Origin of the sequence: Ruminococcus hominis, assembly GCF_014287355.1 — a bacterium.
GTDB classification, from domain to species: domain Bacteria; phylum Bacillota; class Clostridia; order Lachnospirales; family Lachnospiraceae; genus Schaedlerella; species Schaedlerella hominis.
In genome coordinates this window covers 159,964-186,408 of the sequence record NZ_JACOPE010000001.1, presented here as the reverse complement: position 1 = coordinate 186,408, position 26,445 = coordinate 159,964, and the positions used below count along the sequence as shown (strand labels likewise).

At 39.0% G+C, this 26,445-nt stretch carries 27 protein-coding genes, 1 pseudogene and 1 riboswitch; of the genes and pseudogenes, 8 read left to right on the top strand and 20 right to left on the bottom strand.

Features of this window, described 5'->3' with window-relative positions:
• Nucleotides 1-12 precede the first annotated feature (12 nt).
• A complete protein-coding gene (locus tag H8S40_RS00770; protein WP_022074935.1) occupies nucleotides 13-714 on the top strand; it encodes a response regulator in 702 nt (233 codons plus the stop codon).
• A gap of 73 nt (nucleotides 715-787) precedes the next feature.
• Nucleotides 788-2,191 carry a sensor histidine kinase gene (locus tag H8S40_RS00765; RefSeq protein WP_117990736.1) on the top strand — a complete coding sequence of 468 codons (1,404 nt, stop codon included), beginning with the start codon at nucleotides 788-790 and terminating at the stop codon, nucleotides 2,189-2,191.
• A 107-nt stretch (nucleotides 2,192-2,298) separates the two neighbouring features.
• Here H8S40_RS00765 and H8S40_RS00760 read toward each other — a convergent pair whose 3' ends face one another.
• Entirely contained in the window at nucleotides 2,299-3,465 is a 1,167-nt protein-coding gene (locus H8S40_RS00760) for a substrate-binding domain-containing protein (protein WP_186864317.1), read from the bottom strand.
• Between the two features lie 218 nt (nucleotides 3,466-3,683).
• Here H8S40_RS00760 and fdxA point away from each other — a divergent pair, with 218 nt between their 5' ends.
• Entirely contained in the window at nucleotides 3,684-3,854 is a 171-nt protein-coding gene (gene fdxA / locus H8S40_RS00755; protein WP_022074555.1) for a 4Fe-4S ferredoxin, read from the top strand.
• Between the two features lie 299 nt (nucleotides 3,855-4,153).
• Entirely contained in the window at nucleotides 4,154-4,753 is a 600-nt protein-coding gene (locus H8S40_RS00750; protein ID WP_186864316.1) for a helix-turn-helix domain-containing protein, read from the top strand.
• A 97-nt stretch (nucleotides 4,754-4,850) separates the two neighbouring features.
• Here H8S40_RS00750 and dnaB read toward each other — a convergent pair whose 3' ends face one another.
• The 12 genes from dnaB to H8S40_RS00690 form a co-directional block, all read right to left on the bottom strand.
• Nucleotides 4,851-6,197 carry a replicative DNA helicase gene (gene dnaB / locus H8S40_RS00745; protein ID WP_117992051.1) on the bottom strand — a complete coding sequence of 449 codons (1,347 nt, stop codon included), beginning with the start codon at nucleotides 6,195-6,197 and terminating at the stop codon, nucleotides 4,851-4,853.
• A 21-nt stretch (nucleotides 6,198-6,218) separates the two neighbouring features.
• Nucleotides 6,219-6,668: a 50S ribosomal protein L9 gene (rplI, locus tag H8S40_RS00740; protein ID WP_022074685.1), complete on the bottom strand. Its 450-nt coding sequence runs from the start codon at nucleotides 6,666-6,668 to the stop codon at nucleotides 6,219-6,221.
• Nucleotide 6,669: 1 nt separating this feature from the next.
• Entirely contained in the window at nucleotides 6,670-8,715 is a 2,046-nt protein-coding gene (locus tag H8S40_RS00735) for a DHH family phosphoesterase (protein WP_022074686.1), read from the bottom strand.
• 225 nt (nucleotides 8,716-8,940) lie between these two features.
• The gene (gene rpsR, locus H8S40_RS00730; RefSeq protein WP_022074687.1) at nucleotides 8,941-9,207 is read right to left on the bottom strand and encodes a 30S ribosomal protein S18; all 267 of its coding nucleotides are present in this window, start codon (nucleotides 9,205-9,207) and stop codon (nucleotides 8,941-8,943) included.
• Between the two features lie 39 nt (nucleotides 9,208-9,246).
• Entirely contained in the window at nucleotides 9,247-9,699 is a 453-nt protein-coding gene (locus H8S40_RS00725; RefSeq protein ID WP_022074688.1) for a single-stranded DNA-binding protein, read from the bottom strand.
• A gap of 15 nt (nucleotides 9,700-9,714) precedes the next feature.
• Nucleotides 9,715-10,002 carry a 30S ribosomal protein S6 gene (rpsF, locus tag H8S40_RS00720; protein ID WP_022074689.1) on the bottom strand — a complete coding sequence of 96 codons (288 nt, stop codon included), beginning with the start codon at nucleotides 10,000-10,002 and terminating at the stop codon, nucleotides 9,715-9,717.
• A 121-nt stretch (nucleotides 10,003-10,123) separates the two neighbouring features.
• Nucleotides 10,124-10,312, bottom strand: a complete 189-nt coding sequence (locus H8S40_RS00715; protein ID WP_022074690.1) for a DUF951 domain-containing protein — start codon at nucleotides 10,310-10,312, stop codon at nucleotides 10,124-10,126.
• A 51-nt stretch (nucleotides 10,313-10,363) separates the two neighbouring features.
• Nucleotides 10,364-11,188, bottom strand: coding sequence for a class B sortase (gene srtB, locus H8S40_RS00710; protein WP_186864315.1), 825 nt, complete (start codon nucleotides 11,186-11,188; stop codon nucleotides 10,364-10,366).
• Nucleotides 11,189-11,198: 10 nt separating this feature from the next.
• A complete protein-coding gene (locus tag H8S40_RS00705) occupies nucleotides 11,199-11,834 on the bottom strand; it encodes a lactate utilization protein (RefSeq protein WP_186864314.1) in 636 nt (211 codons plus the stop codon).
• 16 nt (nucleotides 11,835-11,850) lie between these two features.
• A complete protein-coding gene (locus tag H8S40_RS00700) occupies nucleotides 11,851-13,374 on the bottom strand; it encodes an ATP-binding protein (protein ID WP_186864313.1) in 1,524 nt (507 codons plus the stop codon).
• A 76-nt stretch (nucleotides 13,375-13,450) separates the two neighbouring features.
• Nucleotides 13,451-14,779, bottom strand: coding sequence for a vWA domain-containing protein (locus H8S40_RS00695; RefSeq protein WP_366482101.1), 1,329 nt, complete (start codon nucleotides 14,777-14,779; stop codon nucleotides 13,451-13,453).
• 17 nt (nucleotides 14,780-14,796) lie between these two features.
• Nucleotides 14,797-15,759, bottom strand: coding sequence for a leucine-rich repeat domain-containing protein (locus H8S40_RS00690; protein ID WP_186864311.1), 963 nt, complete (start codon nucleotides 15,757-15,759; stop codon nucleotides 14,797-14,799).
• 235 nt (nucleotides 15,760-15,994) lie between these two features.
• Between H8S40_RS00690 and H8S40_RS00685 the strand changes: the two genes are divergently transcribed.
• A complete protein-coding gene (locus H8S40_RS00685; protein WP_022074696.1) occupies nucleotides 15,995-16,840 on the top strand; it encodes a YitT family protein in 846 nt (281 codons plus the stop codon).
• 67 nt (nucleotides 16,841-16,907) lie between these two features.
• Here the strand turns inward: H8S40_RS00685 and H8S40_RS00680 are convergent.
• Both H8S40_RS00680 and H8S40_RS00675 read right to left on the bottom strand, forming a co-directional pair.
• Nucleotides 16,908-17,054 (bottom strand): annotated as a pseudogene (locus H8S40_RS00680) (MerR family transcriptional regulator); the annotation flags it as partial.
• A 53-nt stretch (nucleotides 17,055-17,107) separates the two neighbouring features.
• On the bottom strand, nucleotides 17,108-18,007 hold the full coding sequence (locus H8S40_RS00675; protein WP_186864310.1) for a hypothetical protein: 900 nt from the start codon (nucleotides 18,005-18,007) through the stop codon (nucleotides 17,108-17,110).
• 177 nt (nucleotides 18,008-18,184) lie between these two features.
• Nucleotides 18,185-18,297: riboswitch (TPP riboswitch) on the top strand.
• A 141-nt stretch (nucleotides 18,298-18,438) separates the two neighbouring features.
• On the opposite strand from H8S40_RS00675, the gene thiW reads away from it, so the two are divergent.
• Both thiW and thiC read left to right on the top strand, forming a co-directional pair.
• Nucleotides 18,439-18,945, top strand: coding sequence for an energy coupling factor transporter S component ThiW (thiW, locus tag H8S40_RS00670; protein WP_118724943.1), 507 nt, complete (start codon nucleotides 18,439-18,441; stop codon nucleotides 18,943-18,945).
• Between the two features lie 304 nt (nucleotides 18,946-19,249).
• A complete protein-coding gene (gene thiC / locus H8S40_RS00665) occupies nucleotides 19,250-20,560 on the top strand; it encodes a phosphomethylpyrimidine synthase ThiC (protein ID WP_118688953.1) in 1,311 nt (436 codons plus the stop codon).
• A gap of 158 nt (nucleotides 20,561-20,718) precedes the next feature.
• Here thiC and H8S40_RS00660 read toward each other — a convergent pair whose 3' ends face one another.
• Nucleotides 20,719-21,513 carry a gluconate 5-dehydrogenase gene (locus H8S40_RS00660; protein WP_022074702.1) on the bottom strand — a complete coding sequence of 265 codons (795 nt, stop codon included), beginning with the start codon at nucleotides 21,511-21,513 and terminating at the stop codon, nucleotides 20,719-20,721.
• A gap of 98 nt (nucleotides 21,514-21,611) precedes the next feature.
• Entirely contained in the window at nucleotides 21,612-22,475 is an 864-nt protein-coding gene (gene kduI / locus H8S40_RS00655; protein WP_022074703.1) for a 5-dehydro-4-deoxy-D-glucuronate isomerase, read from the bottom strand.
• Between the two features lie 274 nt (nucleotides 22,476-22,749).
• Here kduI and H8S40_RS00650 point away from each other — a divergent pair, with 274 nt between their 5' ends.
• Nucleotides 22,750-23,619, top strand: a complete 870-nt coding sequence (locus tag H8S40_RS00650; protein ID WP_022074704.1) for a helix-turn-helix transcriptional regulator — start codon at nucleotides 22,750-22,752, stop codon at nucleotides 23,617-23,619.
• Nucleotides 23,620-23,653: 34 nt separating this feature from the next.
• Here the strand turns inward: H8S40_RS00650 and H8S40_RS00645 are convergent, their stop codons facing one another.
• From H8S40_RS00645 to H8S40_RS00635, 3 genes are all read right to left on the bottom strand, one after another.
• Nucleotides 23,654-24,295, bottom strand: coding sequence for an L-rhamnose mutarotase (locus tag H8S40_RS00645; RefSeq protein ID WP_186864309.1), 642 nt, complete (start codon nucleotides 24,293-24,295; stop codon nucleotides 23,654-23,656).
• Nucleotides 24,296-24,351: 56 nt separating this feature from the next.
• Nucleotides 24,352-25,221 carry a polysaccharide deacetylase family protein gene (locus H8S40_RS00640; RefSeq protein ID WP_186864308.1) on the bottom strand — a complete coding sequence of 290 codons (870 nt, stop codon included), beginning with the start codon at nucleotides 25,219-25,221 and terminating at the stop codon, nucleotides 24,352-24,354.
• 90 nt (nucleotides 25,222-25,311) lie between these two features.
• The gene (locus H8S40_RS00635) at nucleotides 25,312-26,430 is read right to left on the bottom strand and encodes a glycoside hydrolase family 88/105 protein (protein WP_022074707.1); all 1,119 of its coding nucleotides are present in this window, start codon (nucleotides 26,428-26,430) and stop codon (nucleotides 25,312-25,314) included.
• Between the last annotated feature and the right edge of the window lie 15 nt (nucleotides 26,431-26,445).

Here is a 26,445-nt window from a genome sequence, read left to right as displayed (position 1 = left end):
GAGGAATTTGAAATGGTCACAAAACAGAAAATTTTAATCGTAGATGATGATGAAAATATTGCCGAGCTTATTTCTCTTTATCTGACAAAGGAATGTTTCGATACTAAAATGGTCTATAACGGAGAAGATGCACTCAACGCATTTGACACTTATCAGCCAAATCTTGTGCTTCTAGATCTTATGCTTCCAGGCATTGACGGTTATCAGGTGTGCCGCGAAATTCGTGCTAAATCTGCTACGCCTATCATCATGCTTTCCGCCAAGGGAGAAGTTTTTGACAAGGTGCTCGGGCTGGAGCTTGGTGCAGATGACTATATTTTAAAACCATTTGACTCTAAAGAAATGGTTGCCCGTGTACGCGCCGTTCTCCGCCGTTATCAGCCAGTCCGTCCGGAACCGGCTGCTGCCGAGAAGATTAAATGTGTAGAATATGACGGACTTATTATTAACCTGACCAATTACTCTGTTGTTTGTGATGGACAACAGGTCGACATGCCACCAAAGGAACTGGAACTGCTTTATTTTCTTGCATCATCACCAAACCAGGTATTTACAAGGGAACAATTATTAGATCAGATCTGGGGATATGAATATATTGGAGACACCCGCACTGTTGATGTTCATATTAAACGCCTTCGTGCAAAAATCAAAAATCATGATTCCTGGGGGCTTAGCACTGTCTGGGGTATCGGATATAAATTTGAGACAAAATAACTATGTTCTTATGCCGTACGGTCCTTTAGCTGTACGGCAATGATTATATAAAAAAAGAAAGGCTTATCTATCTATGAAAAGTACACTTAATTTAAAGTTTATTATTTTATATATTATTTTTGGATTTTTGAGCTTTTTCACTGCCGCCACTCTTGGAAATCAGCTTTTAATTGAGACTCTTAAAGTCAACACCGCACAAAACATGTACAAAGAGGCCAATATCCTTACAACCAATTACCTGCCTTCTTATTTTTCCGGCGAAACTACTGCCTGGTCTGTGCATACTCAGTTAAGTGCTATGAAAATCTACATGAATTCTTCTCTCTGGTTTGTATCAGAAGACGGAACAATCATTACTGCCAGCAATTGGAATAACACAAGTGCGCCTTCTTCTATTGCTGATTTCGATCCGGCTGAAACCGCCGGAAATCAATATTTAACAGGTGATTATCATGGATATTTTAAAGAAGATATGATTACAGTCATCGCTCCTGTTATACAAGGATTTGATACCAAGGGATATCTTTTAATCCACACCCCTGTATCTTATATTGACAACATTTGTGTTCAGCTGATGAAACCTTTCTATATTACTATTTTCGTAATTTATATTATGGCATTTATTTTTCTGATTGGTTTTCAGTATTTTATACTTCTCCCTCTCCGACAGATTACAGATGCTGCAAAACAATATGCGCTTGGAAATCTTGAGTACGAAACTCCTGTACATACACAGGATGAGATGGGATATCTGTCAGCATCCCTCAATTATATGGCTGCCCAGTTAAAGGATATGGAAGACTATCAAAAGAAAATCGTTGCAAATGTTTCTCATGATTTTCGTTCTCCTCTTACTTCTATGAAAGGGTATGTTCAGGCTATGTCTGATGGAACAATCCCGCCGGAATTATATGAGAAGTATCTCGGAATCATTTTATTTGAAACAGAACGTTTGACTGATTTGACCAATGACCTGCTCACCTTAAATGAATTTGATACAAAAGAACTTTTGCTTGATAAAACCGATTTTGACTTGCAGGAAATGATCAAGCATACCGCTGCATCCTTTGAAGGAGTCTGCACTCCAAAACATGTTTCAATTAAATTAGTACTGGTAGACGAAACAGTTCTGGTCCATGCCGACCGACGAAAAATCCAGCAGGTACTATATAACTTAATCGATAACGCTATCAAATTCAGCGACAATGATTCTACTGTCACCGTCGAAGTCACACTGAAAAACGACAAGATTTTTACTTCTGTCAAAGATACCGGTATCGGTATTCCTAAAAATGACCAGGGAAAAATCTGGGAACGTTTTTACAAATCAGACCTCTCTCGTGGAAAAGACAAAAAAGGAACCGGACTTGGGCTCTCTATTGTAAAAGAAATCATACAAGCTCACGATGAACATATTAATGTCATCAGTACAGAAGGTGTCGGAACAGAATTTATTTTTTCGCTTACTCGAAGCTAAGGCAGGGAGAGCCAAAGGGGATGGGAGAGCCAAGGGGACGGAGTTAGTGGCTTTTTGCTACGCAAAAAAGCCACTAAACTCCGTCCCCTTGGCTCTCCCCATTGGCTCTATTTATACAACATATTCTGAATTGATTCATCTTCCAGATTATCTTTTGTAACCCAGATATATCCTGTATCTACAACTGCTTCATTTCCACTCTGCAATATGGTTCTCGCTGCTGCAACAACGGAAGCATATCCCATACCAAATGGATTCTGCACTACAAGTCCTGAGATTTCTCCATTCTTCATTGCAGCGATTTGTTCCTCACTGATATCAAATCCTACAAGTGCCACTTTGCCTGCAAGCTCTGTTTTTTGCAATGCTTCCAGAGCAAAAATTGTTGAGGATTCATTTGTTCCAAACACACCTTTTAAATCAGGATATTTTTTCAAATAATACTGCATTACTTCATCATCTGTCATCTTCTCTACTGCTGCCTTTTGAAGGTCTTCTGACATATTTGGATTCTTTTCTACTGCAATCTTCTTTTTCAAATCATCCAGCTTATCACAATATATCGTTTCTACGATTGATACAGACGGATAATTATTTTTTATCTCCTCTTCAAAACTTTTTGCTCTTTCTTTTGCTGTCTCAGAATTGGAATCATGTACAACACGGATAACCTGTCCTTCATCTCCTATTTCGTTGGCCAATTTATATGCTCCTGTGCGGGCTGCATCTTCATTATCAGTCTTTACGATACACTGGATTCCTTTATACTCATTTCCTGAGTCCAGTGAAATGACCGGAATTCCATTTGCTGTTGCCAAGTCAAACTGTACACTGCATGCAGCACTGTCAATACTTGCTATTCCAACCGCATCCGGATAGCGCGACAGCTCTTCATCCAGAATATTCACCTGCTCATCGATGTCCTCTGACTTTGCCGGTGCATTATATGTAACTTTAATCTTATCGCTGCCTTTATAGCCAAGCTCTTTATTTAAATCGTCCGCAGCCTGCATAACACCTTTTTTAACATTCGTCCAATAAGATGATGAATCATCTTTTCCGATAATTGAAATATATGTACCCGGCTCAAGATTCAAGCCTTCCACATTATTATATGCCGCAGGCGATATCGCATTAAGATTCCCCTGGTATTCTGGCTTTTCCGTTTCTTTTCCGGTAAATGTTGTTGTCTGCTCCTGCTGTTTTCCACATGCACATATCATGAATGTCGTTGCCATTACAACTGCTGTAACAGTCATCCATCTTTTCTTCATTCATTATCTCCCCTTTTTATAACAAATCATTGTATTTGCTTTACTGTACCTTACTTATTGTACACGATTATTGTGAAAATAAAAGGAATTTTTTCTTAAATCTTTCTTTTTTGCAACTTATACTGTAATAATTTTCTGCTTGTATATTCTACACATTTGTATTAGAATAGAGAATAACAACAGAAAAATGTTGTAATTTTTCGAAGGAGGTACATACTATGGCACGCGTAATTAGTGATGAATGTGTAAGCTGTGGTACTTGCGAAGGCGAATGTCCAGTAGGCGCTATTTCTGAAGGAGATGGCAAATACGTTGTAGATGCAGACGCTTGTGTTGATTGTGGAGCTTGTGAAGCTGCATGTCCTACAGGAGCTATTTCTGAAGCTTAAGAATCATATTATAAAGCAAAGTGATCACAAAAAAGAAAGCCTTACTCATCTGATATCAGATGGCGTATGGCTTTCTTTTTTATTGCTTTACTTGTTTTTTTCTCAATATTTCTTTATAACCTCATTTTTATCGTTACTGTTCCCAGTAACTTTTTGTCTTCTCTGCGCAGAATTTGACGAACGATTTTCCCTCGCAATAAGTATACTCTATGCTATACTTGTTTAAGGAACATGATTCATATTTATATCATTTCTATTAGACTTGTTATCCGAATATCTTAAGGAGGTATCTATATTTTATGGGTGAAGTCAGATTTATGATTTCTGAGGCCGCTAAACAAGTTCATGTTGAAGCTCATGTACTTCGTTACTGGGAAGATGAACTGGATTTGAAAATCGGCCGTACAGAAATGGGACACCGATACTATACTGAAGATGATATACAACTATTCCGATGTATCCAAAAACTAAAAGATGAAGGCGTTATGCTAAAAGATTTGAAACCTATGATTCATGAACTAACAATCGCAAAAGAAAAATTAACCGAGCCAAAAGAAAACGCTAAACTTCCGGCAAATGTAACATCCACTGATATCACTAAAAAAGAAGTGGACTCTGCTGATGTAATTCCTATCACTCAATTGGAACAGGTTCGTAATCTCATTGGGGATGTATTGACAGAAGTTGTAACTGAAAATAATAAAACGCTGGAAACAAACATTAGCAAAAAAGTAACTCAGGATGTTCTGCGAGAGGTAGATTTTCTTTTTCAGGCAAATGAACGTCAGGAAGAAGAACATTATCGTAAACTTGACACCTTGATCCGACAGCAACAGACAATTCGAAAAGAGGCCGTGAAAGATACTCCTCTCACCCGCCTTCGAAAAATTCTTACATAGGAGAGAACCGGGGAGAGCCAAGGGGACGGAGTTAGTGGCTTTTTGCTACGCAAAAAGCCACTAACTCCGTCCCCATTTGGCTCTCCGGTTCTCCCAACTATTGATCCTGCTGTCGCAGTTCGTTTCCAAATCTTGTATACTGAGGCATCCATGCCAGTCGCACTGTACCGATCGGGCCGTTACGCTGTTTTGCAATAATAATCTCAGCAATGTTTTTATCTTCCGTATCTGGAATATAATAATCTTCTCGATAAATAAACATACATACGTCGGCATCCTGCTCAATGGCTCCGGACTCACGCAAGTCAGACAACATAGGACGCTTATCTGTTCTGGATTCTACTGCACGGCTTAACTGCGAAAGTGCAATAACCGGAACATTTAACTCTCTTGCCAACCCTTTAAGCGAACGTGAAATCTCTGAAATTTCCTGCTGACGGCTCTCATTACTTCTTCCACCGCTTCCACTCATCAACTGTAAGTAGTCAATAATGATAAGATCCAGTCCCATCTCCATCTTATACTTACGACATTTCGAACGCATCTCTGCAATTGAAATACCGGATGTATCATCGATGATCATTTTCGATTTTCCAATTCGTCCTGCTCCTTCTATCAGCTTCTCCCAATCTGTATCTTTTAAATTACCGGTTCGAAGCACCTGTGCATCTACATGAGATTCCAGCGAGAACAGTCGGTTAACCAGCTGTTCCTTCGACATCTCAAGACTGAATATTGCAACTGCCAGATTTTCGCGAAATGCAACATGCTGTGCGATATTTAACACAAACGCTGTTTTTCCCATAGAAGGACGGGCAGCGATCAAAACTAAGTCCGAACGCTGTAATCCGGATAATTTATAATCCAGGTCTATAAAGCCGGTTGGAATACCGGTTACTGTTCCCTTCGTCTTGGATGCTTTTTCGATTACATCCAACGCATTTAACACAACCTGCTTAATAGGAACATATTCTTGTACATTTCCCCGTTCAACTAACTCAAATACCTTTTTTTCTGTCGTTTCCAAAATCTCCTCAAGCGGACGATTTTCCATATAACAGGTATTGGCGATTTCTTCATTAATCTTGATCAGTTTTCTTAATGTTGATTTCTCCTGGACAATCTGCGCATAATACTTTACATTTGCAGAAGTGTCAACATTCATCAACAAATCACGGACATACTCCATACTGACAATTTCCGGCGGAGCATTTTTTTCTTTTAAATGTTCCTGCAATGTAATCAGATCAACCGGTTTACCAGAATGAAACATCTCCACCATCGCATCAAACAAAATTCCATAAGCAGTCTGGTAAAAATCTTCACCATGCAAAATCTCAGATGTCTCCATAATTGCATCTTTATTCATCAGCATGGCTCCTATGACAGCCTGCTCTGCCTCTGTACTGTGCGGCATAATTCTTTTAATTACTGCTTCTTCCATACATTCCCCTTAAGAACGTCTTTATTTTTCTTCTTTTACTTCTACTGTCACTTCAGCTGTTACCTCAGGATGAAGCTTTACAGGCACTTTGTGTGTACCAAGTGTTTTTAATGCATCCTTCAGCTGTACTTTCTTCTTATCGATTTCCAGGCCTAACTGCTTCTTTACCTCTGCTGCAATCTCTTTATTTGAGACAGAACCGAATACTTTTCCGCCCTCTCCAACTTTAATTGCAACTTCAACTTTACCTGCTTCCAACTGTTTTGCAAGCTCTTTTGCAGCTTCAAGATGCTCTTTTGCAACCTTTGCTTCATTATTCTTCTGGAGCTTAAGATCATTCATATTTTTTCCATTTGCCTCAAGACCAAGCTTCTTTGGCAAAATAAAATTTCTTGCATATCCATCGTTTACATTTACGATTTCACCTTTTTTTCCAAGGGATTTTACATCCTGTAATAAAATAACTTTCATGTTAAATATCTCCTTCTTCTATCATTTTATCAATCGTCTGTTTTAACGCCTTGATTGCTTCTTCCATATCGGTATGATCAAACTGAGCACCGGCAGCATTGATATGGCCGCCTCCACCAAGTTTTTCCGCAACAATCTGAACATTTACCTCATCAATAGAACGGGCACTCATATAAATCTTGCCCTCATAAATAGTCAAGACAAATGATGCCTTGATTCCACTAATATCCAACAGCTCATTTGCAGCCTGTGCAGCCAGAACAGTCGGGCTTTCAACATCACTCGGACACTCTGCGATTGCAAATTCCTTGCGATATACCTCTGCCATACGGACAGCCTCTGCCTTCGCTCTATATGAATCCATGTCATCTCGGAACATCTTACGGACTCTTGTAATATCCGCACCGCATCTTCGCAAAAATGCAGCGGCTTCAAATGTTCTGACACCCGTTCTGTTCATAAAGTTTCTCGTGTCGATCATGATTCCTGCATACAGACAATCTGCCTCAACACTTGGAATCTTAATATCATCCACAATATACTGAAGTACTTCTGCTACCATCTCACAGGCAGATGACGCATACGACTCTACATAAGACAAAACTGCATTCTCAATTATATTACTGCTCTGTCTATGATGATCCAATACAGCAATTGTCTTCGACTTCTTAAGCAGCTCCGGACACTCTGTCATCTGTGGCTTATTTGTATCAACCACGACAATCATCGTATTATCATTGATATAATCCATTGCTCTCTCTGATGTCAGGAAAATATCATCCTCATATGCAGTACTGTCCACAATCTCATCATATAATGGACGAACAGAACTTGGCACACTGTTCATGACAATATGCGCTTTCTTCTTCAACTCCTTTGCAGCTCGATAAATTCCCATGCAAGCTCCAAGACAGTCTGCATCCGCAATCTTATGTCCCATAACAATAACCTGATCCTTGGCAACAATAAATTCACGCAACGCTTCTGCTTTAACACGCGCTTTCACACGTGTATTTTTTGAAGTCATCTCTTTCTTACCGCCAAAGTATGTGATGCCATTACAATCTTTAATTACTGCCTGGTCTCCCCCTCTTGCAAGTGCAAGATCGATTGCTATACGGGCATAGTTATAACTCTGAGCATATGTTGCTGTATTTAATCCTAATCCAATACTTAATGTCGCTGAGCGGGCATTACCAATATTGACTTGTTTTACCTCTTCCAACAGCGAAAATTTATCTGCTTCGAATTTCTTATAGCTTTCTTTTCGGATTACAATGAAATACTTGTCCTTTTCCAGTTTCTTAACAATTCCATCTACATCTCCGATATACTTGTTAATCTTTCGGTCAATCAACGCGATTAATAAGGACTGTCGCACTTCCTCAACACTTTCCATGACTTCGTCAAAGTTATCAATATAAATGAGTCCTGCAATCATACGCTGGTCTTCATTCTCTTTGATATACTCATTTAATTCTGTAACATCTGTCATGTAAACTGCAATAAAATACTCCTGTTCTTTCGGAATCTGGAGCACTTCTTCTTTCTCACTGAATCCTTCCATTGACACCTTTCTAAGTGTCACTTGATAATCGCGTTCCTTGTACTGTACTTGTAATTCCACTTGTTCCATATTCTGCTTTGGAAATACACCGCGATTCAACTCCGGAATCAGTTTGTTCATATACTTTTCCCACTTCTGATCTACAAACAGTTCTTCGAAACTATCATTCTTCCACAATATTCTTCCATCTGCCATCAATATTGCATACGGAATTGCAAGTTCCTTCAAAAGTGTATTTTGGATTCCCTTGTACTGTGTGGAAAATTGGATCATGTCCGCAAGAATTAATGAGCGATTGTAGAAATACAGCACGCCTACAATTACCATATAGATGATGACAAATACCGACATCATTAAGCCGGCTTTCCGGTCTACCTTATACATCCATATATTCATAGCGACCAGAAGAATTGTCATAATGACCGGCCACTGCATATACATTCGCAGCTGCCCTTTTAAACGCACATTTCTATTATCCATGAAACTTTCCCTTTCAGGCTATACTCGTCTCTCCCCTTGAGTATGCACGTAAATATGTAATTATTCTGTATCCGTTCACGAATGAACAATCTTATTACCCCATTATTGAGTTCTAGTATATCACTTTTTACACATTTAATCCACTGGGATTTTTTCGCATCAGACTTCTCATAAAATATAAAAAAAGAGCTGCCACACAAAAGTATGACAACTCTATCATTTCAATTAGTCCTGAACGTATGGCATCAAAGAAATGTGTCTTGCTCTCTTGATTGCTACTGTAAGAGCTCTCTGATGTTTTGCACAGTTTCCTGTGATTCTTCTTGGAAGAATTTTTCCTCTTTCAGAAACATATTTCTTTAATTTTGCAACGTCTTTGTAATCGATTTCGTTATTTTCTTTACCACAAAATACGCAAACTTTTTTTCTTCTGCGTGCTGGGCCTCTTCTCTTGAAGCCGCCTTCTGGTTTGCTACCTTTTTCGTAAGCCATTTCGTTTACCTCCATAATTATTCATTTGGAAGTCAGACTTTAGTTAAACGGTAACTCCTCATCGATTCCATCTGGAATATTCATGAAGCCATCTCCGGCATCAACGCTTGGTGATGGTGCTGCCTGGCTAGGAGCTGACTGGTGGAACGCACCTCTGTTCGCTTCACTCTCTGCTCTGCTTTCAGCAAATTCCTGTTCTTCTACGATTACCTCAGTAGTGTAGACTCTTACGCCATCCTTATTTGTATAGCTTCCTGTCTGGATACGACCGGAAACGGAAACGCGCATTCCCTGACGGAAATATTTTTCTGCAAATTCACCTGAACGACCGAACACAACACACGGAATAAAATCTGCGCTTGGCTCATTATCTCTTTTGAATCTGCGGTCTACTGCTAATGTATATCTGGCAACTGCTGTTGAGCTGTCACCCTGAGAATATCTAACTTCCGGGTCTCTGGTTAATCTTCCTACCAAAACTACCTTGTTCATATATACCTCTTTCTATTATGCATCCTGTCTAACGCATAAATATCTGAGAACGTGATCCATGATACGGATACGCTGTTCCAACTCTGCAGGAACAGTACTCTCAGCCTCGAAGTGGATGAAGTAGTAGAATCCTTCTTTCATCTTCTGAATTTCGTAAGCAAATCTTCTCTTACCCCATTCATCGACGTCTGTTACATTACCACCTACACGAGTGATCAGATCTTTCACTTTTTCAATGACTTCTGCTCTAGCGTCGTCTTCGATTTTAGCGCTGACAACAACAGCTAATTCATACTTGTTCATGTGTTTTTACCTCCTTTTGGTCTCTGGCCCTCGACTTTGCACGAGAGCAAGGAAATGTTTTCAACCGTTTATTTAAACGGCATGTCACAATTTGCTATTTTATCATAGTGTTCTATTTCTTTCAAGCCTTTTTTCGTATTTCTTTTGTATTTTTTTCAACCAATTTTCTAGACACCATAACCTGATGCCCGCAGCCTTCACATTTCAAACGAAAATCCGCTCCCACACGAAGAATTTCCCATTCATGACTTCCACATGGGTGTGGCTTCTTCATCCGGATAATGTCTCCTACCGCAAAACGATCTTCCATGCCTCTCCTCCTATTTTTTCGTTATCAGCCACAGCCTGCTGTGACTTGCAATTATTTTTCTTCTACCAATACGCCTTGTAACAAAAATCTTTCATCTTCATTCACATTCGTACATGTAGATAAACTTACGATCTTGGATTGTACATTTACTTCTACATCCACAGCATAATTAGATGTGCTCCTGCACAGTTCAATATATTTCATAAAATCCTCATCTGTCGCATAGGACAGTATATAATTGTCTGCCATATCTTTAACCACACCTGCACTGAACACCTGATATGTTCTCGTTTTTCCATCTGGTGTGTAAATATAGAAATATGGATGCGCCTTGCAAAAGCTCTCATCCGCATATTCATTTAATCTCGAAAACATCTCCCCGCCATAATTCAAATGATGTCCGTAGATTAACGTATTTCTTCCCGAAAAATCTGATGCACAATCTTTATCAACAAAGATTGCTCCCAATTTATTGTCATTTGCTGTAAACGTCTTTGTCAAATATTCATTGTTATCCTGGCTTTTTACTACCGGATAACTGATGATCGATGGCTCATCGAATCGAATCCACGCTACTGTATCCGGATTCATCTCCAATAGTGTTGCAAAATCTACTTTGAATCCTGAAGCTGCTTCCCCTACTTGTTCTTCACCTGAAGTTTTTGCATCTTTATCGTCTGTGCCGTCTGTCTGAACTGCAAGTGCCTTTACCTTATCATAGTCTTTCCCACCCTGATAATACGGGAGAACATTAAGGAGTAACTGATATGCAGCAACCACAAATACACAGACAGCTATGATCAATATGATAGTGGAAATGATATTCCCTGTCTTATTTTTCTTTTTTCTATTTGGTTTTCTATTTCTTTTACTCATGCATTATCCTTTAGAACCCTAAGTTCTCGTCTACCAGAATCACCTTGATTCTCTTCGCCGCTCTGGAATATCTCGTGATCAAAATCTGACAGCAAATGCAATCCGGTGATTTGCAATCATAGCACATTCCATTTTTAGAACATGGAGTATCAAGTCCGAATCTCTGTGCATTGATCGGAGCCGCCTCATTTCTAGCTCTGCTCATGGCATCTTCTTCAGATTTTACAACCTTATTCATGCCTACGATTAAAAGTACATTTTTCGGTCCAAAAGCAAACGCTGCCACACGGTTTGCATTTCCATCTATATTAACCATCACGCCATTTTCTGCCAATGCATTTGTACTTCCTATAAAAAAGTCACAGTCCAGCGCTTTATGAGCAATTTCATTTTTCAGCTCCGGTGTCTGGACTTCTTCCCTGTCATATACTTCATAATTCCCTTCATGTACAGCATCTAACAATCCAATCTCCTTAGCTGAAGCGGTTCCTCCCCAGCTGATTGAGCTTCCCTCTGGAATCAGCTCCAATGCTTTTTTTAATGCTTCTTCTTTTGTTTTCACGAAATATGCTTCCATATTACGGGATTCCAAATTTTTCACTACCCGGTTAGCCAATACTTCATTTCTCATTTCTCTTACATTCATCTTCGATTGCTCCTTCCTAGCTGATTGCCCCTTGCTTGTTTAATAATGTCTCTACTGCATCCATATCTTGCACAATTGCCTGCTGACGCTCATCAAACAGCAGCCCTTTATTATACCGATAATACTGGTCACAGCCATTTTCTTTAATAAACCACACCGCATAACTGTTGGCATTCAATTCCGTGATCAGTACAACCATTTCCTGACTCTCTCCAAATGCAGCCTCCATAAAATCAAAAATATGCGTCAGCATCTCTGAAGTCAATTCTATCAGATTTTCACGGTTCTGTACAAGCTCTCCGAACATTTCTTTTACTTGTTCAAATTGTTCTTCGCTATTACTTTCCAAAATATTATTCTGGCTTTGTTTTGCAAATTTTTCCAGTGCCGAAACCGCCTTTTTCATTACAATTTCTTCTGTATGGCTCAATAATTCTTTTCGTATCTGTTCCTGATAATCGCGTTCTGCCTGATGCCAGATATCTTCTGGGCGCATAGATTCCAGATTTTCTTTATAAATCAATAAATATTCGTATACTTTTGAAACATATGCATCCTCCAGGAAACTTTTCTGGAACATTTCACTTGCTTTACCATTTAACAGACTCACTACACTCAAATGCTCATCAAACGGAGCCGCCTTGATTTTCTGTAACGTTGCGGTATTCCATTTTCCTTCCAGAATATCTTCCACTCCATAATCTTTCCTATATTTATAGAAAAGTTCCAGATAATTTGCAAAATCTTTTGCAATCATTTTATGCTGAATATACTGGGCAATGACATCCCTGTCTATTGTTTTTCCAAGCACTTCGTAAGTCTGTATAAGCTGTGACAAATCTTCCCAGCCTCTCGCCGTAGCAAATGCTTTGCCGTCTACTGTTGTCTCAATCCGGTAAAAATTCTGTTTACGCAGCTCCAGATATGATATCACTGCCGGATGAATGCCCTGCTTATACGCATATTCTTTCCATACATCCAAATTTGCCTCTACATTGATTTTTTTAATTCGGTCTAATGTAACAATGTCAAATTCTCTAACTGACTTGTTGTACTCCGGTGGATTTCCTGCTGCCACAATAATCCAGCCTTGCGGAATTTTCTGATTTCCAAATGTTTTTCCTTGTAAAAATTGAAGCATTGTCGGTGCCAGTGTTTCTGACACACAGTTAATCTCATCAATAAACAGAATTCCTTCTTTGATTCCCGTCTGTTCGATTTTCTCATACACTGACGCAATAATTTCACTCATCGTATATTCTGTTACCGAATAAGTCTGTCCGCCATATATTTTTTCTTTGATAAATGGTAATCCGACTGCACTTTGCCTTGTATGATGCGTAATTGTATATGCAACCAAACCAATTTTACATTCCTTTGCAATTTGTTCCATAATCTGTGTTTTACCAATCCCAGGAGGTCCCATCAGAAGTACCGGTCTTTGACGGATAGCCGGAATCCGATATGCTCCAAACTCATCCTTCGTCAAATACGCTTCTATAGAATCTTTGATTTCCTGTTTCGCACGCTTTATATCCATTTTATGTTCCCTTCTATACTTCCTCTTACTTTATTTCTATCAAATCAGCCAATGTAACTACTGATACGATAGAAACTTATCCTAATTCATCCTCACTTAATATTAGTTTGATTGCCCACACAGGAACATCTACATCTGTATAATCTTCCTGCATAAAAACAAATGCTGTTTTAAATGGCGGCATTCTATTTGGATAAATGCCGTACCCATCTGTAAAATATATCAATCCACGCAAGTCATGAAACTCTTTTTCCCTGACCAGCTGCTCCACATATTCAAATGCCGGACGAAAGTCTGTCCCTCCCTGACCATACAATTCCATATGTTCCATGTATTCTTTTAATTCCTCTTCACTTGTAATCTTACAGTCAGAATGCACCTGCTCATCACACTGAATAATATGCACATTTATTTTCTTAAAAAAACTTTCATTTTCCTTCAGAACGCTATACGTCTCCTCCAGAAATTTTTGTACCAGTTCACCGGAGCACGACATGGAAGTATCTATAACAATCGCAAACTCTTCTATTTTCTTTACTTCTTTTGTTTCCTGCGGTTCTATCAAAGGCATGTTTCCATATAATGATAATCCATAACTATAAAAATTATAATCAAAAGAATCCGGGTCGATTCCCATTTCTTCCCTAAACACAGAAAACTTTCTAAGAAATGATTTGTAGTCATGCCGTTCTCTATTCTCTATTTTTATCTGTCCAATGAAATCACCATTTTCTTGTGATGCTTCTTTAGAAAATGTCTCCAAATCTGTTTCCATTTGTTCATTGATGTCCTGCCACTTCTGATTCAATATTGGATCTGGCTGTCGGTTTGGTTTCTGACTCTCCCAATATCGATGATCGTCCACATAAAATTCCTGTTCTAATTTCTCCCGTTCCTTTTCTCCGAGACTCCAGCTTTGCAGAATCTTGAAAATGCGTTCCGCATTCAGCACTTTTCCATTTGTTTCCTGCTCCAACCGCCTATATGTTTCACGCCGCAGCAAACTCTTAGACGCCCTCACCGATCTGTGATAATTGGCATCCACCAGATGTTCTACCGCAATATCACAGCTTAGCTCCCACACATTTCCATTTACAGGTTTTACGATATGACGAAAAATGCAATGATATACCATATGCAAATATCCCCGATTAACCTGAATTCGATTTCTTCGGTACATTCCACCCAATAATTGCGGATGATAAAAGATACTTCTTCCGTCCGTTCCAAATGGTGCAACCTCCGTATTCATCTGATAATCAAAACTGCTTAAAGCCACATCCAAAAAACGCATACCGAAATATAATTCTGCACGGGATGCATTCAAAATTTGTGTCCCGATCCGCTCTAATTGTTCAGCAAGTTCACCGGTCGCATCCAGCGTTCCTAATCCTTGATTGTCCATCTGCATCCCCTCCTCTTTTATAATTCAAACGTTTTCTTCTTCCGCTCCGGATACAAGCTCTGTTTTTCGTTCATAAGAAAGCTTAATGTTTCTCCCCTCTTTTTTTCAGAGGCTTCCATAATAGCTATGTCCAACATCTCCCGGCTCCAAAGATTTTGTTTACTCAAAAATTGCAATCGTTCAATCGCATCTTGCTCCACTAAAATCTCTGACCACTTTGCAAAATGTTCCAACATATAATCTTTATACTCATCTTTGTTTTTATCTGTCAAATCATACGGATATTCTAACCTGTTAAACACCATATCGACCAATACTTCTTGTTTATCCTGTGCTTTTGCCAAAACAAACAACTCATCATATTTTCGATAATCCATTTCCTTATTATAGAAACACTGTCGATAATTATTGCCCGTTCCATGATGTTGTGTAAACAAAATTCTTGCCGGTGTATTTTCCACCGCTTCCTCATAATGTTCCGGGAATACTAATCTTGCCTCTTTCCCTGCTTCTTCATATATAAAAGTAACATCTATCCGCTGCCACAAATCTCCAAGAATCTCTTTTACACAAGATTTCTCTCCCCGCTTCATATGCACTTTCAATCCACTCAATTTGCCACATCCGGTAAATGCTCCACTGCCTATACTCATTAATGTATTGGAAAATTCCAGATATCGCAATTCCTTACAGCCATAAAAGATATAATTACCGATTTCTTCAACAGTCTCTGGAAAGATAACTTTCTCCACATCTACTCCCGCAAGCAATTTATTATTTTCTTCCAGCAGAAGACCGTCTTCACTTTCATACGTAAGCACATCCTCATCTTCCTGTGATTTTCTCGCCGAAAATGTGTATGCAGCTACTTTTTTTACCGGATATCCGTCAATTTGTGCCGGAAGCGTTACGCAGGAATCCACGCCATAGCAACGGACAATTTCTATATAATCTTTTTGAATTCGATACTCTATTTTCATACTTTTACACCCTCGAAATTTTTCACTTTTCTTATTATAGCATAAAATTTTTTTCTTTTTCTGCACTTTTATCTGTACGATTTTATTTTGCGTTGACAAATAAATATCCTCGCGTTACAATTCGGTTGGTATATGGAAAAAAATTACTGTTCACATGGCATTTTATAAACAGTAATTAAAAGAATTTTCTTTTGAATTCTTATAGGTAACATAAGCAAATTTCAGGAGGATTCATATGAATATAAGTAAGCTAAAACACTTTACTTTACTGACTGTCAGCACACTCATTATGGCAGTTGGAACTTATTTTTTCAAATTTACAAACAATTTTACTTTTGGTGGTATCACCGGTCTTGCCGTACTGGTTGCCAAAACCGGGAAAATATCCGCCAGTGATTTTTCATTTATCATGAATATGCTGTTGCTGTTACTTGGATTTTTTGTACTGGGTAAAAAATTTGCAGCAAAAACTGCCTACTGCAGTATTCTGCTTTCTGTTGCACTTTCTGTCTTAGAACGTGTCTGTCCAATGACCCATCCTCTGACAGACCAGACGATGTTAGAACTTTGCTTTGCAATCGCACTCCCTGCACTTGGCTCTGCCATTCTTTTTAATATCGGCTCATCAAGTGGCGGGACGGATATCATTGCTATGATTATTAAAAAATACAGCAGTTTCGATATCGGAAAAGCATTGCTCGTATCCGACATTCTGATCACAGTTGCCGGATGCTTTGTATTTGACATCAAAACCGGACTGTACTCCTTCCTCGGACTTGCCGTTCGTTCTTTCATGATCGACAACTTTATTGAAAGCTTTAATCTTTCGAAATATTTTAATGTTGTATGCGATGATCCACAACCTATTTGTGATTTCATTGTAAATGAGCTAAACCGCAGCGCAACTGTTGTAGATGCCCAGGGTGCATTTACCGGAAATGAAAAATATATTATCTTCACTGCACTCAACCGCCCTCAGGCAATTAAACTTCGTAACTATATCAAGGAGAATCAGCCAACAGCCTTTATCTTGATATCGAATACAAGCGAGATTATTGGTAAGGGATTTCATAGTGTGTAAAGTAAAAAGAGAACCAGCCCGACTCAACTTAAATTTTGAGTCGGGCTGGTTCTCTTTTAAGATAGGCGTTCTCTTCTGCCTGCTCAAAAGGCAGCATACCTTCCTCCGTATAGAACTTCAAAGTACTGTAGCGTACTGCCGTAAGCCGCACAAGTTCTCCGATTGTCACATATTCCGCCTGTTCTATTACTTCCATACTTCTCTGTCTTGACATCTGCTCACCTTTTCCACTATTCACATACTTGTTATGTCAATACCCTTTTCTTACTACCAGTATGCCGGTACCAGATTAACTCCCTGAATCGGTACTTTATACGCCGTTTTTGTCATTGGGAATATGCGATAATATATATTTCCTATTTTCAGCAATGTCTCACTGCCTATTCTTATTTCTTCTACTGTAAATCCTTTTTTATCCAGATATTCTACTGCCGCAGCCCTTCTATCTGCTACATTTGTCCCCCAAATAACCATATCTATAAATACAGATTTCCTTCTATCAAGATAAGGGAACGCAAGATTTACACCTTCTAAATATGGATTCTTGAACAACTTACTCTTTGTCTTTATAAAACGATTCATAACTCCTTCGAAAATACTGTGGAACTCTGCTTCCCATAGTGTACGATACTGCTCATCCTGCGTGGCAGCCTCTGTCATACGCTCTTCTACACGACTCTGCTCTGATACAGAAAACAAATCATGAATACAACCACTCTCACGAAGAAGCCATAATAAGACTGCATATTCCAAACTAATTGGACCATCCTCTAAAATCTCTGCACGAAGGCCTTCTTTTATTCTAACATAACTTATCTCATCACTAAGATATGCCTTCAGTTCAACACCTGATGTATCATAATCCATATCACATCCCAGAAGATCCGGAACTTCCTTTAAAAGTTCTTCTGCTTTCAGAGCATTTACCACTTCTTGCTCAATCTGAGATGTTTCTTTTTTCTTCAAAGTCTTTGCTATCTGCACTGCTTTCTGTAATGCTGCAGAAAATTCTGAAAATGAATTTATATCTCTCCCAAACTCTGTTTCCAACACCTGTGCCGCAGCAACCGCACGCAGCACCGCATTTTTTGCCACGCTTGGATGAAGGCTCTCCTGTCCGTTTAACGCAAGTAACGCATATTGCTGAGATAATATAAGCTCTTTCATAACATTCTTCCTCTCTTTCAATTTATCTGCGAAATCTATATTCCACTTACTACTTAGAATATATAATATAATATATTAATTTTCAAATTGTTACTGTTCACTCAAAGTTTCCATTTTTTAAGATTCCCCTTGCAATTTCATACATATAGATGCATAATATCACTAGACAACAATTTTATATTGTCACTGGGGAGCTGGCGAAAGCCGGCTGAGAGGAAACGTAATTCCGTTTCGACCCACTTAAACCTGATTTGGATAATGCCAACGGAGGGAATGTATACCATGTAATTGATTGAGATGCCCTCGCATCTCATTTCTTTTATTTCGGACAGCTGGTAGGATCTTCACTTCAGGTGAGGATCCTTTTTTCATCTCAATTTTTTCAAAATGACAAACGCATTTCCGAAGAAAAAGAAAAGGAGACTCAGATTATGAATGAAACAAATAAAACAAAAAAATTAGCACTTGCCGGAGTTCTTACTGCTCTTGCAGTTGTAGGAAGTTTTTTGAGCGTTCCCGTTGCCGGAAGTAAATGTGCTCCGGTTCAGCATATGGTCAATATTCTTGCAGCTGTTACACTTGGCCCTGGTTGGGGAGTTGGCATTGCTTTCTGTGCAAGCCTGCTTCGTAATATACTTGGTCTTGGAAGCCTTATGGCATTCCCTGGAAGTATGGTCGGTGCATTGTGCTGTGGACTGGTTTACAAAAAATGTAAAGTCTTAAGCCTGACTTGTCTTGCTGAAGCTATCGGTACCGGTATTCTTGGTGGTATCGCAGCTTACCCGGTTGCCCGTTTCCTTATGGGTGCTGCACCTGCAGGACTGTTCGTTTATGTAATACCATTCCTTATTTCTACTGTGGCTGGAAGTATTCTTGCATTTATCCTGATTTCAATCCTTCAGAAAAGTGGAGTGATGTCACAGCTCACTACAGCATAATTTTTTTGTTTGACCCAAAAGCGATACATTGGGGACACCACCTTGTACCGCTATAAAAAAGCAAATCGCTTTATGATTTTGTATATCATCAGATTGCTCTGATGTAGGCGTTAGCAAAAATATTTCATATCCATAGAGAAATATTTTTTCTTATTTCTTCTATGCTCATTCACTGGACGTGTTGGTTTTTCGATGAACGATCTGTATCACTACAGACTTTCATCTTTCATGTACGCTGTCCGTATTTTGCTGACGTCATAAATATAATTTATTTTTTTATTAAAATGATTGGAGGCAAAATAACATGAGAAACTACACAACCCAGATGGATGCAGCCCGCAAAGGAATTGTCACTCCTGAAATCAAACTTGTTGCTGAAAAAGAACATATGGATGTTGATAAACTTATGACACTTGTTGCTGAGGGTAAGGTTGCCATTTGTGCAAATAAAAACCATACTTGCTTAAGTGCTGAGGGTGTCGGAAGTATGCTCCGCACAAAAATCAATGTCAATCTTGGTGTATCACGTGACTGTAAAGATTATGATGTAGAAATGCAAAAAGTAATGAGCGCGGTAAATTTAGGTGCCGAAGCAATCATGGATCTTTCAAGCCATGGAAATACTCAGCCTTTCCGCCGCAAACTGACAAGCGAATGTCCTGTTATGATTGGAACTGTTCCTGTTTATGACAGTGTTATCCACTATCAGCGTGACCTTGCAACACTTACAGCTCATGATTTTATCGATGTTATCCGTATGCATGCAGAAGATGGTGTTGATTTCGTCACACTTCACTGTGGAATTACAAGAAAAACAATCGAGCAGATTAAAAAACATAAAAGAAAAATGAATATCGTAAGCCGTGGCGGAAGCCTTGTATTTGCATGGATGAGTATGACAGGCGAAGAGAACCCATTCTATGAATACTATGATGAAATTCTTGATATCTGCGAAGAGTATGATGTAACAATTTCTCTTGGCGACGCCTGCCGTCCTGGATGTCTTGCAGATGCAACAGATGTATGCCAGATTGAAGAACTTGTTCGTTTGGGAGAACTTACAAAACGTGCCTGGGATCACAATGTACAGGTTATGGTAGAAGGTCCTGGACATGTGCCGCTTGATCAGGTTGCAGCCAATATGAAAGTACAGCAGAGCATCTGTATGGGAGCTCCTTTCTATGTACTTGGACCTCTTGTAACAGACATTGCTCCTGGTTATGACCATATCACAGCTGCCATCGGTGGTGCCGTAGCTGCTATGAGTGGTGCTGCATTCCTCTGCTATGTAACTCCTGCTGAGCACCTTGCTCTTCCAAATGTAGAAGATACAAAACAGGGAATCATTGCTTCTAAGATTGCAGCTCATGCAGCCGATATTGCAAAAGGAATTCCTGGTGCACGTGATATTGATGACAAGATGGCCGATGCCCGTCGCGTTCTCGACTGGGATGCTCAGTACGCATGTGCTTTAGATCCTGAAACTGCCAAAGCGATCCGCGACAGCAGAAAACCGGAAGATGATCACAGTGACACTTGCAGCATGTGTGGAAAATTCTGCGCTGTCAGAAGTATGAACAAAGCACTTGCCGGAGAATATATTGATATATTGTAAAACTATTTGTTATTCAACAGTTTTTCAGGTTAAACCTTAAAAACTTCTAATTTTAATTAACTTTTTCGTGTTTGAACAAAAAACAGCTCATTTTGTACATAACAAGACAAAATGAGCTGTTTTTCTATATTATCAATTTATGATATTTTAAAGAATTCTTATTGTGGCTGTTTGCCGATATAAGCAAGGATTCCGCCATCTACATACAAGATATGTCCGTTTACGAAGTCAGATGCATCAGATGCCAGGAATACTGCCGGTCCCTGAAGGTCTTCCGGTGTTCCCCAACGAGCAGCCGGTGTTTTAGCAACGATGAACTGGTCAAATGGATGTCTGCTTCCGTCTGCCTGTCTCTCACGCAGTGGTGCTGTCTGTGGTGTTGCAATATATCCAGGTCCGATACCATTACACTGAATATTGTACTCACCATACTCAGAACAGATATTTCTTGTAAGCATTTTCAATCCACCCTTTGCTGCTGCATAAGCAGATACAGTCTCACGTCCAAGCTCACTCATCATAGAACAGATGTTGATAATTTTTCCGTGTCCTTTTTCTTTCATTCCCGGAATAACTGCTTTAGAAACGATGAATGGAGCATTCAAATCTACATCGATTACTTTTCTGAACTCATCAGCTTCCATTTCAAGCATTGGTTTTCTCATGATGATACCTGCATTATTTACAAGAATATCGATGATTCCAACTTCTTCGTTGATTTTAGCAACCATTGCCTGAACCTGTGCTTCATCTGTTACATCACATACATATCCATGTGCATCTACACCGATTTCTTTGTATGCAGCAATTCCTTTATCTACTTTTTCCTGACTAAGATCATTAAAGCAGATTGTTGCTCCTGCTTCTGCATAAGCAGATGCGATTCCAAATCCGATTCCATAAGATGCTCCTGTTACGAGTGCAATTTTACCTTCCAGTGAAAAATTAACCATGTTAAATTCCTCTCTTTCTTCTTATTTATAATTGGGTTTATATGTTAAGGATTATTATTTGTATATTAAATGCGTGAGCTTTTAAAGCCCTTCTGTTATTATCTCAAATCTTTATTCTCGATATTGTCCATATCGCCGTAGTCCTGATTTTCTCCGCACATTCCCCAGATAAATGTGTATGCTCTTGATCCACATCCTGAGTGAATTGACCAGCTTGGAGAGATAACAGCTTCTTCATTATGCATAATGATGTGTCTTGTCTCCTGCGGCTCTCCCATGTAGTGCATTACAAATGCATCATCTTCCATATCAAAGTACAAATAAACTTCCATACGTCTGTCATGTGTATGAGCTGGCATTGTGTTCCATACACTTCCCGGAAGAAGTTTTGTCATACCCATTGCAAGCTGGCAGCTATCCACCTGACCTGTCACGATATATTTGTTGATCACTCTGTGGTTAGAATCTTCAAGTGTTCCCATTTCCACTTTGTTCTCATCTTTTACAATCACAACACCCTCTTCAGGTTCTCCCTCAAGTTTGATATGTACTGTTGGGTAAGCAACGTGTGCCGGAGCACTGTTCAAATAAAATTTAGCCGGACATGAAGCATCTTTGCTTTCAAATGTAATATCTTTTGATCCACGTCCGATATACATTCCATCTCTTGCATTTACTTCGTAAACACGTCCATCAACTGTCACAATTCCGTCTCCACCAATGTTGATCAGTCCCATTTCTCTTCTCTGAAGGAAATATTCTGCTCTCAGTTCATCCCCTGCTGTCAGTGCAAGTTTCTCCTGAACCGGTACTGCTGCTCCTGTGATGATACGGTCAATGTGGCTGTAAACCAGATTGATCTTGTCTGCCTGGAACAGATTCTGAATTAAAAATTCCTCTCTCAATCTGTCTGTTGTGTAGTGTTTTACATCTCTTGGTGATGCTGCTGTTCTTACTTCCATGATAATCCTCCTGTTATTTTTTGTAATAGCTATTTGATTTGTCTAAACAATGAAGTTCTGCTTTTTTAATGAGTTTTTTCTCATCTCTTAACTATACTATACCATTCGCTTTATTCCTTTTCTTGTGAAATGTTGATGTAAATGTTGAATATTTTGAACATACCTCGTATAATCAAAATAAGAGTTCAAAATTTGCATGTTTTATAGACTCAATTTGTTCAAACATTGCAATATTATTCGTATATTTATTCAAAAGAAAAGGAGGTTTAACCCAATGAAAGCTTGTTCTACATGCAAAGAATCTATGAAAAATTGTATCGACACACATTCTTTTGCATTTGCTCACTTATATAGTGATGAAAAAATTATGGATATGCATATTCACAATTGTTATGAAATCTATTATTCGATCTCCGGTGGCAAACAATTTTTGATTGATAATTGTCTGTATGATATCCATCCCGGTGATATTTTTTTGATTAATCAATTTGAAAGCCATCATTTAACTCAGATTGATCAGGAAACTCATGAAAGAATTATTTTATCTATTGACCCGGATTACCTGACACAACTTTCTACCCCAAACACCGACCTAAACCATTGCTTCAGTTTTCGAGATACCCATATGCCTCACTGTGTCCATTTAACACCGGAAGAGCAGAATAGATTCATTTATTTTATTCATAAATTTCAATCAAACGAAGGAATTGGTGAAGATTTATTAGATAAAGCAGTTTTTCTTGAATTGATGGTATTTTTAAATCAGACATTCCAAAACAGAGGTGCCGCTACTATAAAAAATGATGCTGAAAAATCAACATCCAAATATCATACGCAAGTGGATGAAATTCTTTCTTATATTAATTCTCATATAAAAGAACCTCTGACTTTAGAAGATTTGTCGGCACATTTTTATATGAGCAGTTCCTATATCTGTCGTATTTTTAAAGCAGCTACCGGAACGACGATCAATAAATACATCACTGCAAAACGACTGACCCTTTCAAAATCTCTGCTTAGTCAGGGATACAGTGTGACTGAAGCATGCGAGATGTGCGGATTTAATGACTATAGCAATTACTTAAAGGCATTTACAAAAGCAGTGGGCATATCTCCGAAGAAATATGCCCAGTTTAATTCATAATATTATGGGTGACTGGATAGTTACCCATAATTTTTTAATTATGCCACGCCAACCTCACGCTACTCACATGATGCTCCCCTGTCAGCCAGTCCACATCATTTGTGATCCAGTCCATAATCTCAAGCTGGCGTGTCTCCCATACAACTGCATTTGCATGAGCCTCGCTTGTTTCCTCTTCTTCCATCGTAATATCGATCTCATCATATCCAAAAATATATCCGCCGGCACTCCAGATACTAAAATTACTGTCCGGTCCCGGATCAATCGTATCCCCTCGCTGTGCAATCAGTGCATCGTGACGACGCTTATATTCTTCCTCGCAGCCATCATGAAGTTTTGTCATAAATACTCTGTGACGGATAAGTTCTTTCTTCTCACGAACGATTCCAAAGTTGTGATACATTAATCGCATGTCTTCCCCCGGTGTCGATATCCATGTAAATGTATCATCGAGCTTTGACACAATCTCCCGTATCTCGTCATCGACACAATACGCTGCGCCATCCTGCCACTCTCCATATACAAACATCAAGTTTTCTGCATTCCAGATACTAAAGTTCCCCACTTTATTCTTATCTAGCCATGCTGTCAAATCAGGCCAGATTTCTCCTAGTTTCTTCTTGAACTCATTCATTTTTCCTTCATTTATTGCTACTGCTGCCGCATGACGTTCCATATTCTACTCCTTCCCTATTGCGATTGAATTCTCTCTCGTAAAAATCAACCTACTTCTTATCGATGTTCATATTCAATTTCAATTGTTTCTCCTGCTTTAATCTCATATGCTTTTCCATCCACCTGCATCCATACGTCCACACAAGTCGGATTGTAAATATAGTCGCCTGTCGCAGAATATACTAATGATTTCACGGCATTGATATATTCACAGATTTCTCCATTTGTCGCATACCAGATTTCCTCACGGTTTCCCACTGTCTTTAAAAATCTCTCAATTTCATTCCATTGATTATAGGAATCAAATTCATACGCATGCCCCCATAGATAATATAACCATGGCTCCATATATCTCTCTTGATTAATCGGTTCTAAGAACTTATCTAATAACTCAAACATTTTTTCATCGGTATGATGACAGGTCGGATGCCACGCCAGAAAATCTTGTGGCATGGAAAATGCATATGTTGGTTTTGTTGTTCTTGCATATGTGATTCCACAAAGTCCTGCCACCTGCTCTACCTCGGTACTCCAGGTTCCAAAAGGATATGCCATACCGGTCACCGGATGTTTCACCAGTTCTTCCAGTTCTTTTCTACACTCTGCAATCTCGTAGGATACCATTCCAACAGGAACTTTCGTCAAATCCGGATGTGTCATGCTGTGTACTGCAATCTCCTGATTTTTGTATATTTCCGCAATTTTGTCTTTAGAAAATTTATTATGATTTACTCCGGTGCCTCCCTGAACAAGCCAGTCATTATCTCCCATAAGTCCTGGATTCAAGTTAAATGTTCCTCGGATTCCATATCGTTCCATTAATGCAATCAACTGCTCGTCCTGCGTAACTCCATCATCGTAACTCATCGTGAATGCCTTTTTCTTTCCTCCCGGAAATAACATGACATCTCTTCTTAATCTCAGCATATCTCCACTCCTCCTGTCTGATTTTGAATCTCTACAATGCACTTCAGCCATACAGACAAAATGCTGTATGGCTGAAAATCTTTTCTATTTTTATAAGTGTAACAATGCTTCTGCAAGTGCAAGGATTGTCAACGACTGACCGTATGCCATTGGTGCAATAAGAATATTTTTATAATGCTCTGCATTCATTCCCATTCCTGTTCCACCGGATACATTCAAAACTGTTCCGTCTTTGTCTATATTTTTCATAATTCCCTTAATTGCTTTCTCTGCACATGGAAGATAAGAATCATCCAGAATTCCCATACGGATTCCTTTTAAAATACCGCATGCAATCGCTGCTGAACCGGATACTTCCTCGTAACTGCTTGCATCTGTCAGGACTGTATGCCACAGTCCGCTCGGAGCCTGCAATTTCTTAAGAGCTTTTACCTGTGCTTTATATGTATCAACAATAATTGTCTTTACTCCAGGATTCAATGTTCCTTTAAACATATCAATGTAATCCAGGATTCCTAATGTAAACCAACTGTTTCCACGGCACCAGAAAATCCCACCGAAGTTATTATTTCCATTGAATGTCCATCCATGATAGAATAATCCGCTCTTTTTATCATACAGATATTTAATGTGCATCAATACCTGATGGATTCCTTCGTTGATCCATTCTTCGTTCTGATATTTCTGTCCCATTTTATTTAAGAAAAGAACTGTCATAAATAATGTATCTATCCACATTTCATTTTCATTGAGACGCACACCCTGACGATCTCCGTTTGCACTTGTCACATGCTGGAATCCGCCTTCTTTTGTTCTTGGAATACAGTTCATCAGCCAATCAGCCCAATCGAGACAAAGTTTCTCAAACTTTGCATCATGACAATACTCGTTGAGCTCTGCCAAAGTCAGAAGCGGTGTTGTTGTGTTGATGTTTCTGGATGGAAGTCCCTGCTCCATATTCTCCACAAACCAATCCTGAAGAAATTCTTTATATTTCTCATTTTTATCATATTCCATGATTTTTAACAATCCGTACAATCCAACACCCTGCGGCCAGTCCCACTCACGGATTCCAAAGTCTCGTTTGAAAAATCCGATTGCTTCGCCTCCATCTGAAAGTTCCTTCTCATTATCCGGTCCTTCCAGATTTAAAAGCTTCTCAATCACAAGATCTAATTTTTTTCTCAACTCTGTTTCTTTAATATTCATATTTTATAAAACTCC

Coding starts and splice junctions, on each gene's coding strand:
- H8S40_RS00705 (WP_186864314.1), bottom strand. CDS start 11,834: ATGAATGTAAGAGAAATGAGAAATGAAGTATTGGCTAACCGGGTAGTG.
- H8S40_RS00750 (WP_186864316.1), top strand. CDS start 4,154: ATGGGTGAAGTCAGATTTATGATTTCTGAGGCCGCTAAACAAGTTCAT.
- H8S40_RS00690 (WP_186864311.1), bottom strand. CDS start 15,759: ATGAAAATAGAGTATCGAATTCAAAAAGATTATATAGAAATTGTCCGT.
- thiC (WP_118688953.1), top strand. CDS start 19,250: ATGAGAAACTACACAACCCAGATGGATGCAGCCCGCAAAGGAATTGTC.
- H8S40_RS00700 (WP_186864313.1), bottom strand. CDS start 13,374: ATGGATATAAAGCGTGCGAAACAGGAAATCAAAGATTCTATAGAAGCG.
- H8S40_RS00695 (WP_366482101.1), bottom strand. CDS start 14,779: ATGGACAATCAAGGATTAGGAACGCTGGATGCGACCGGTGAACTTGCT.
- H8S40_RS00725 (WP_022074688.1), bottom strand. CDS start 9,699: ATGAACAAGGTAGTTTTGGTAGGAAGATTAACCAGAGACCCGGAAGTT.
- H8S40_RS00645 (WP_186864309.1), bottom strand. CDS start 24,295: ATGGAACGTCATGCGGCAGCAGTAGCAATAAATGAAGGAAAAATGAAT.
- thiW (WP_118724943.1), top strand. CDS start 18,439: ATGAATGAAACAAATAAAACAAAAAAATTAGCACTTGCCGGAGTTCTT.
- kduI (WP_022074703.1), bottom strand. CDS start 22,475: ATGGAAGTAAGAACAGCAGCATCACCAAGAGATGTAAAACACTACACA.
- H8S40_RS00635 (WP_022074707.1), bottom strand. CDS start 26,430: ATGAATATTAAAGAAACAGAGTTGAGAAAAAAATTAGATCTTGTGATT.
- H8S40_RS00650 (WP_022074704.1), top strand. CDS start 22,750: ATGAAAGCTTGTTCTACATGCAAAGAATCTATGAAAAATTGTATCGAC.
- H8S40_RS00770 (WP_022074935.1), top strand. CDS start 13: ATGGTCACAAAACAGAAAATTTTAATCGTAGATGATGATGAAAATATT.
- H8S40_RS00660 (WP_022074702.1), bottom strand. CDS start 21,513: ATGGTTAATTTTTCACTGGAAGGTAAAATTGCACTCGTAACAGGAGCA.
- dnaB (WP_117992051.1), bottom strand. CDS start 6,197: ATGGAAGAAGCAGTAATTAAAAGAATTATGCCGCACAGTACAGAGGCA.
- rpsR (WP_022074687.1), bottom strand. CDS start 9,207: ATGGCTTACGAAAAAGGTAGCAAACCAGAAGGCGGCTTCAAGAGAAGA.
- srtB (WP_186864315.1), bottom strand. CDS start 11,188: ATGAGTAAAAGAAATAGAAAACCAAATAGAAAAAAGAAAAATAAGACA.
- fdxA (WP_022074555.1), top strand. CDS start 3,684: ATGGCACGCGTAATTAGTGATGAATGTGTAAGCTGTGGTACTTGCGAA.
- H8S40_RS00675 (WP_186864310.1), bottom strand. CDS start 18,007: ATGAAAGAGCTTATATTATCTCAGCAATATGCGTTACTTGCGTTAAAC.
- H8S40_RS00685 (WP_022074696.1), top strand. CDS start 15,995: ATGAATATAAGTAAGCTAAAACACTTTACTTTACTGACTGTCAGCACA.
- H8S40_RS00640 (WP_186864308.1), bottom strand. CDS start 25,221: ATGCTGAGATTAAGAAGAGATGTCATGTTATTTCCGGGAGGAAAGAAA.
- H8S40_RS00765 (WP_117990736.1), top strand. CDS start 788: ATGAAAAGTACACTTAATTTAAAGTTTATTATTTTATATATTATTTTT.
- H8S40_RS00735 (WP_022074686.1), bottom strand. CDS start 8,715: ATGGATAATAGAAATGTGCGTTTAAAAGGGCAGCTGCGAATGTATATG.
- H8S40_RS00760 (WP_186864317.1), bottom strand. CDS start 3,465: ATGAAGAAAAGATGGATGACTGTTACAGCAGTTGTAATGGCAACGACA.
- rpsF (WP_022074689.1), bottom strand. CDS start 10,002: ATGAACAAGTATGAATTAGCTGTTGTTGTCAGCGCTAAAATCGAAGAC.
- H8S40_RS00715 (WP_022074690.1), bottom strand. CDS start 10,312: ATGGAAGATCGTTTTGCGGTAGGAGACATTATCCGGATGAAGAAGCCA.
- rplI (WP_022074685.1), bottom strand. CDS start 6,668: ATGAAAGTTATTTTATTACAGGATGTAAAATCCCTTGGAAAAAAAGGT.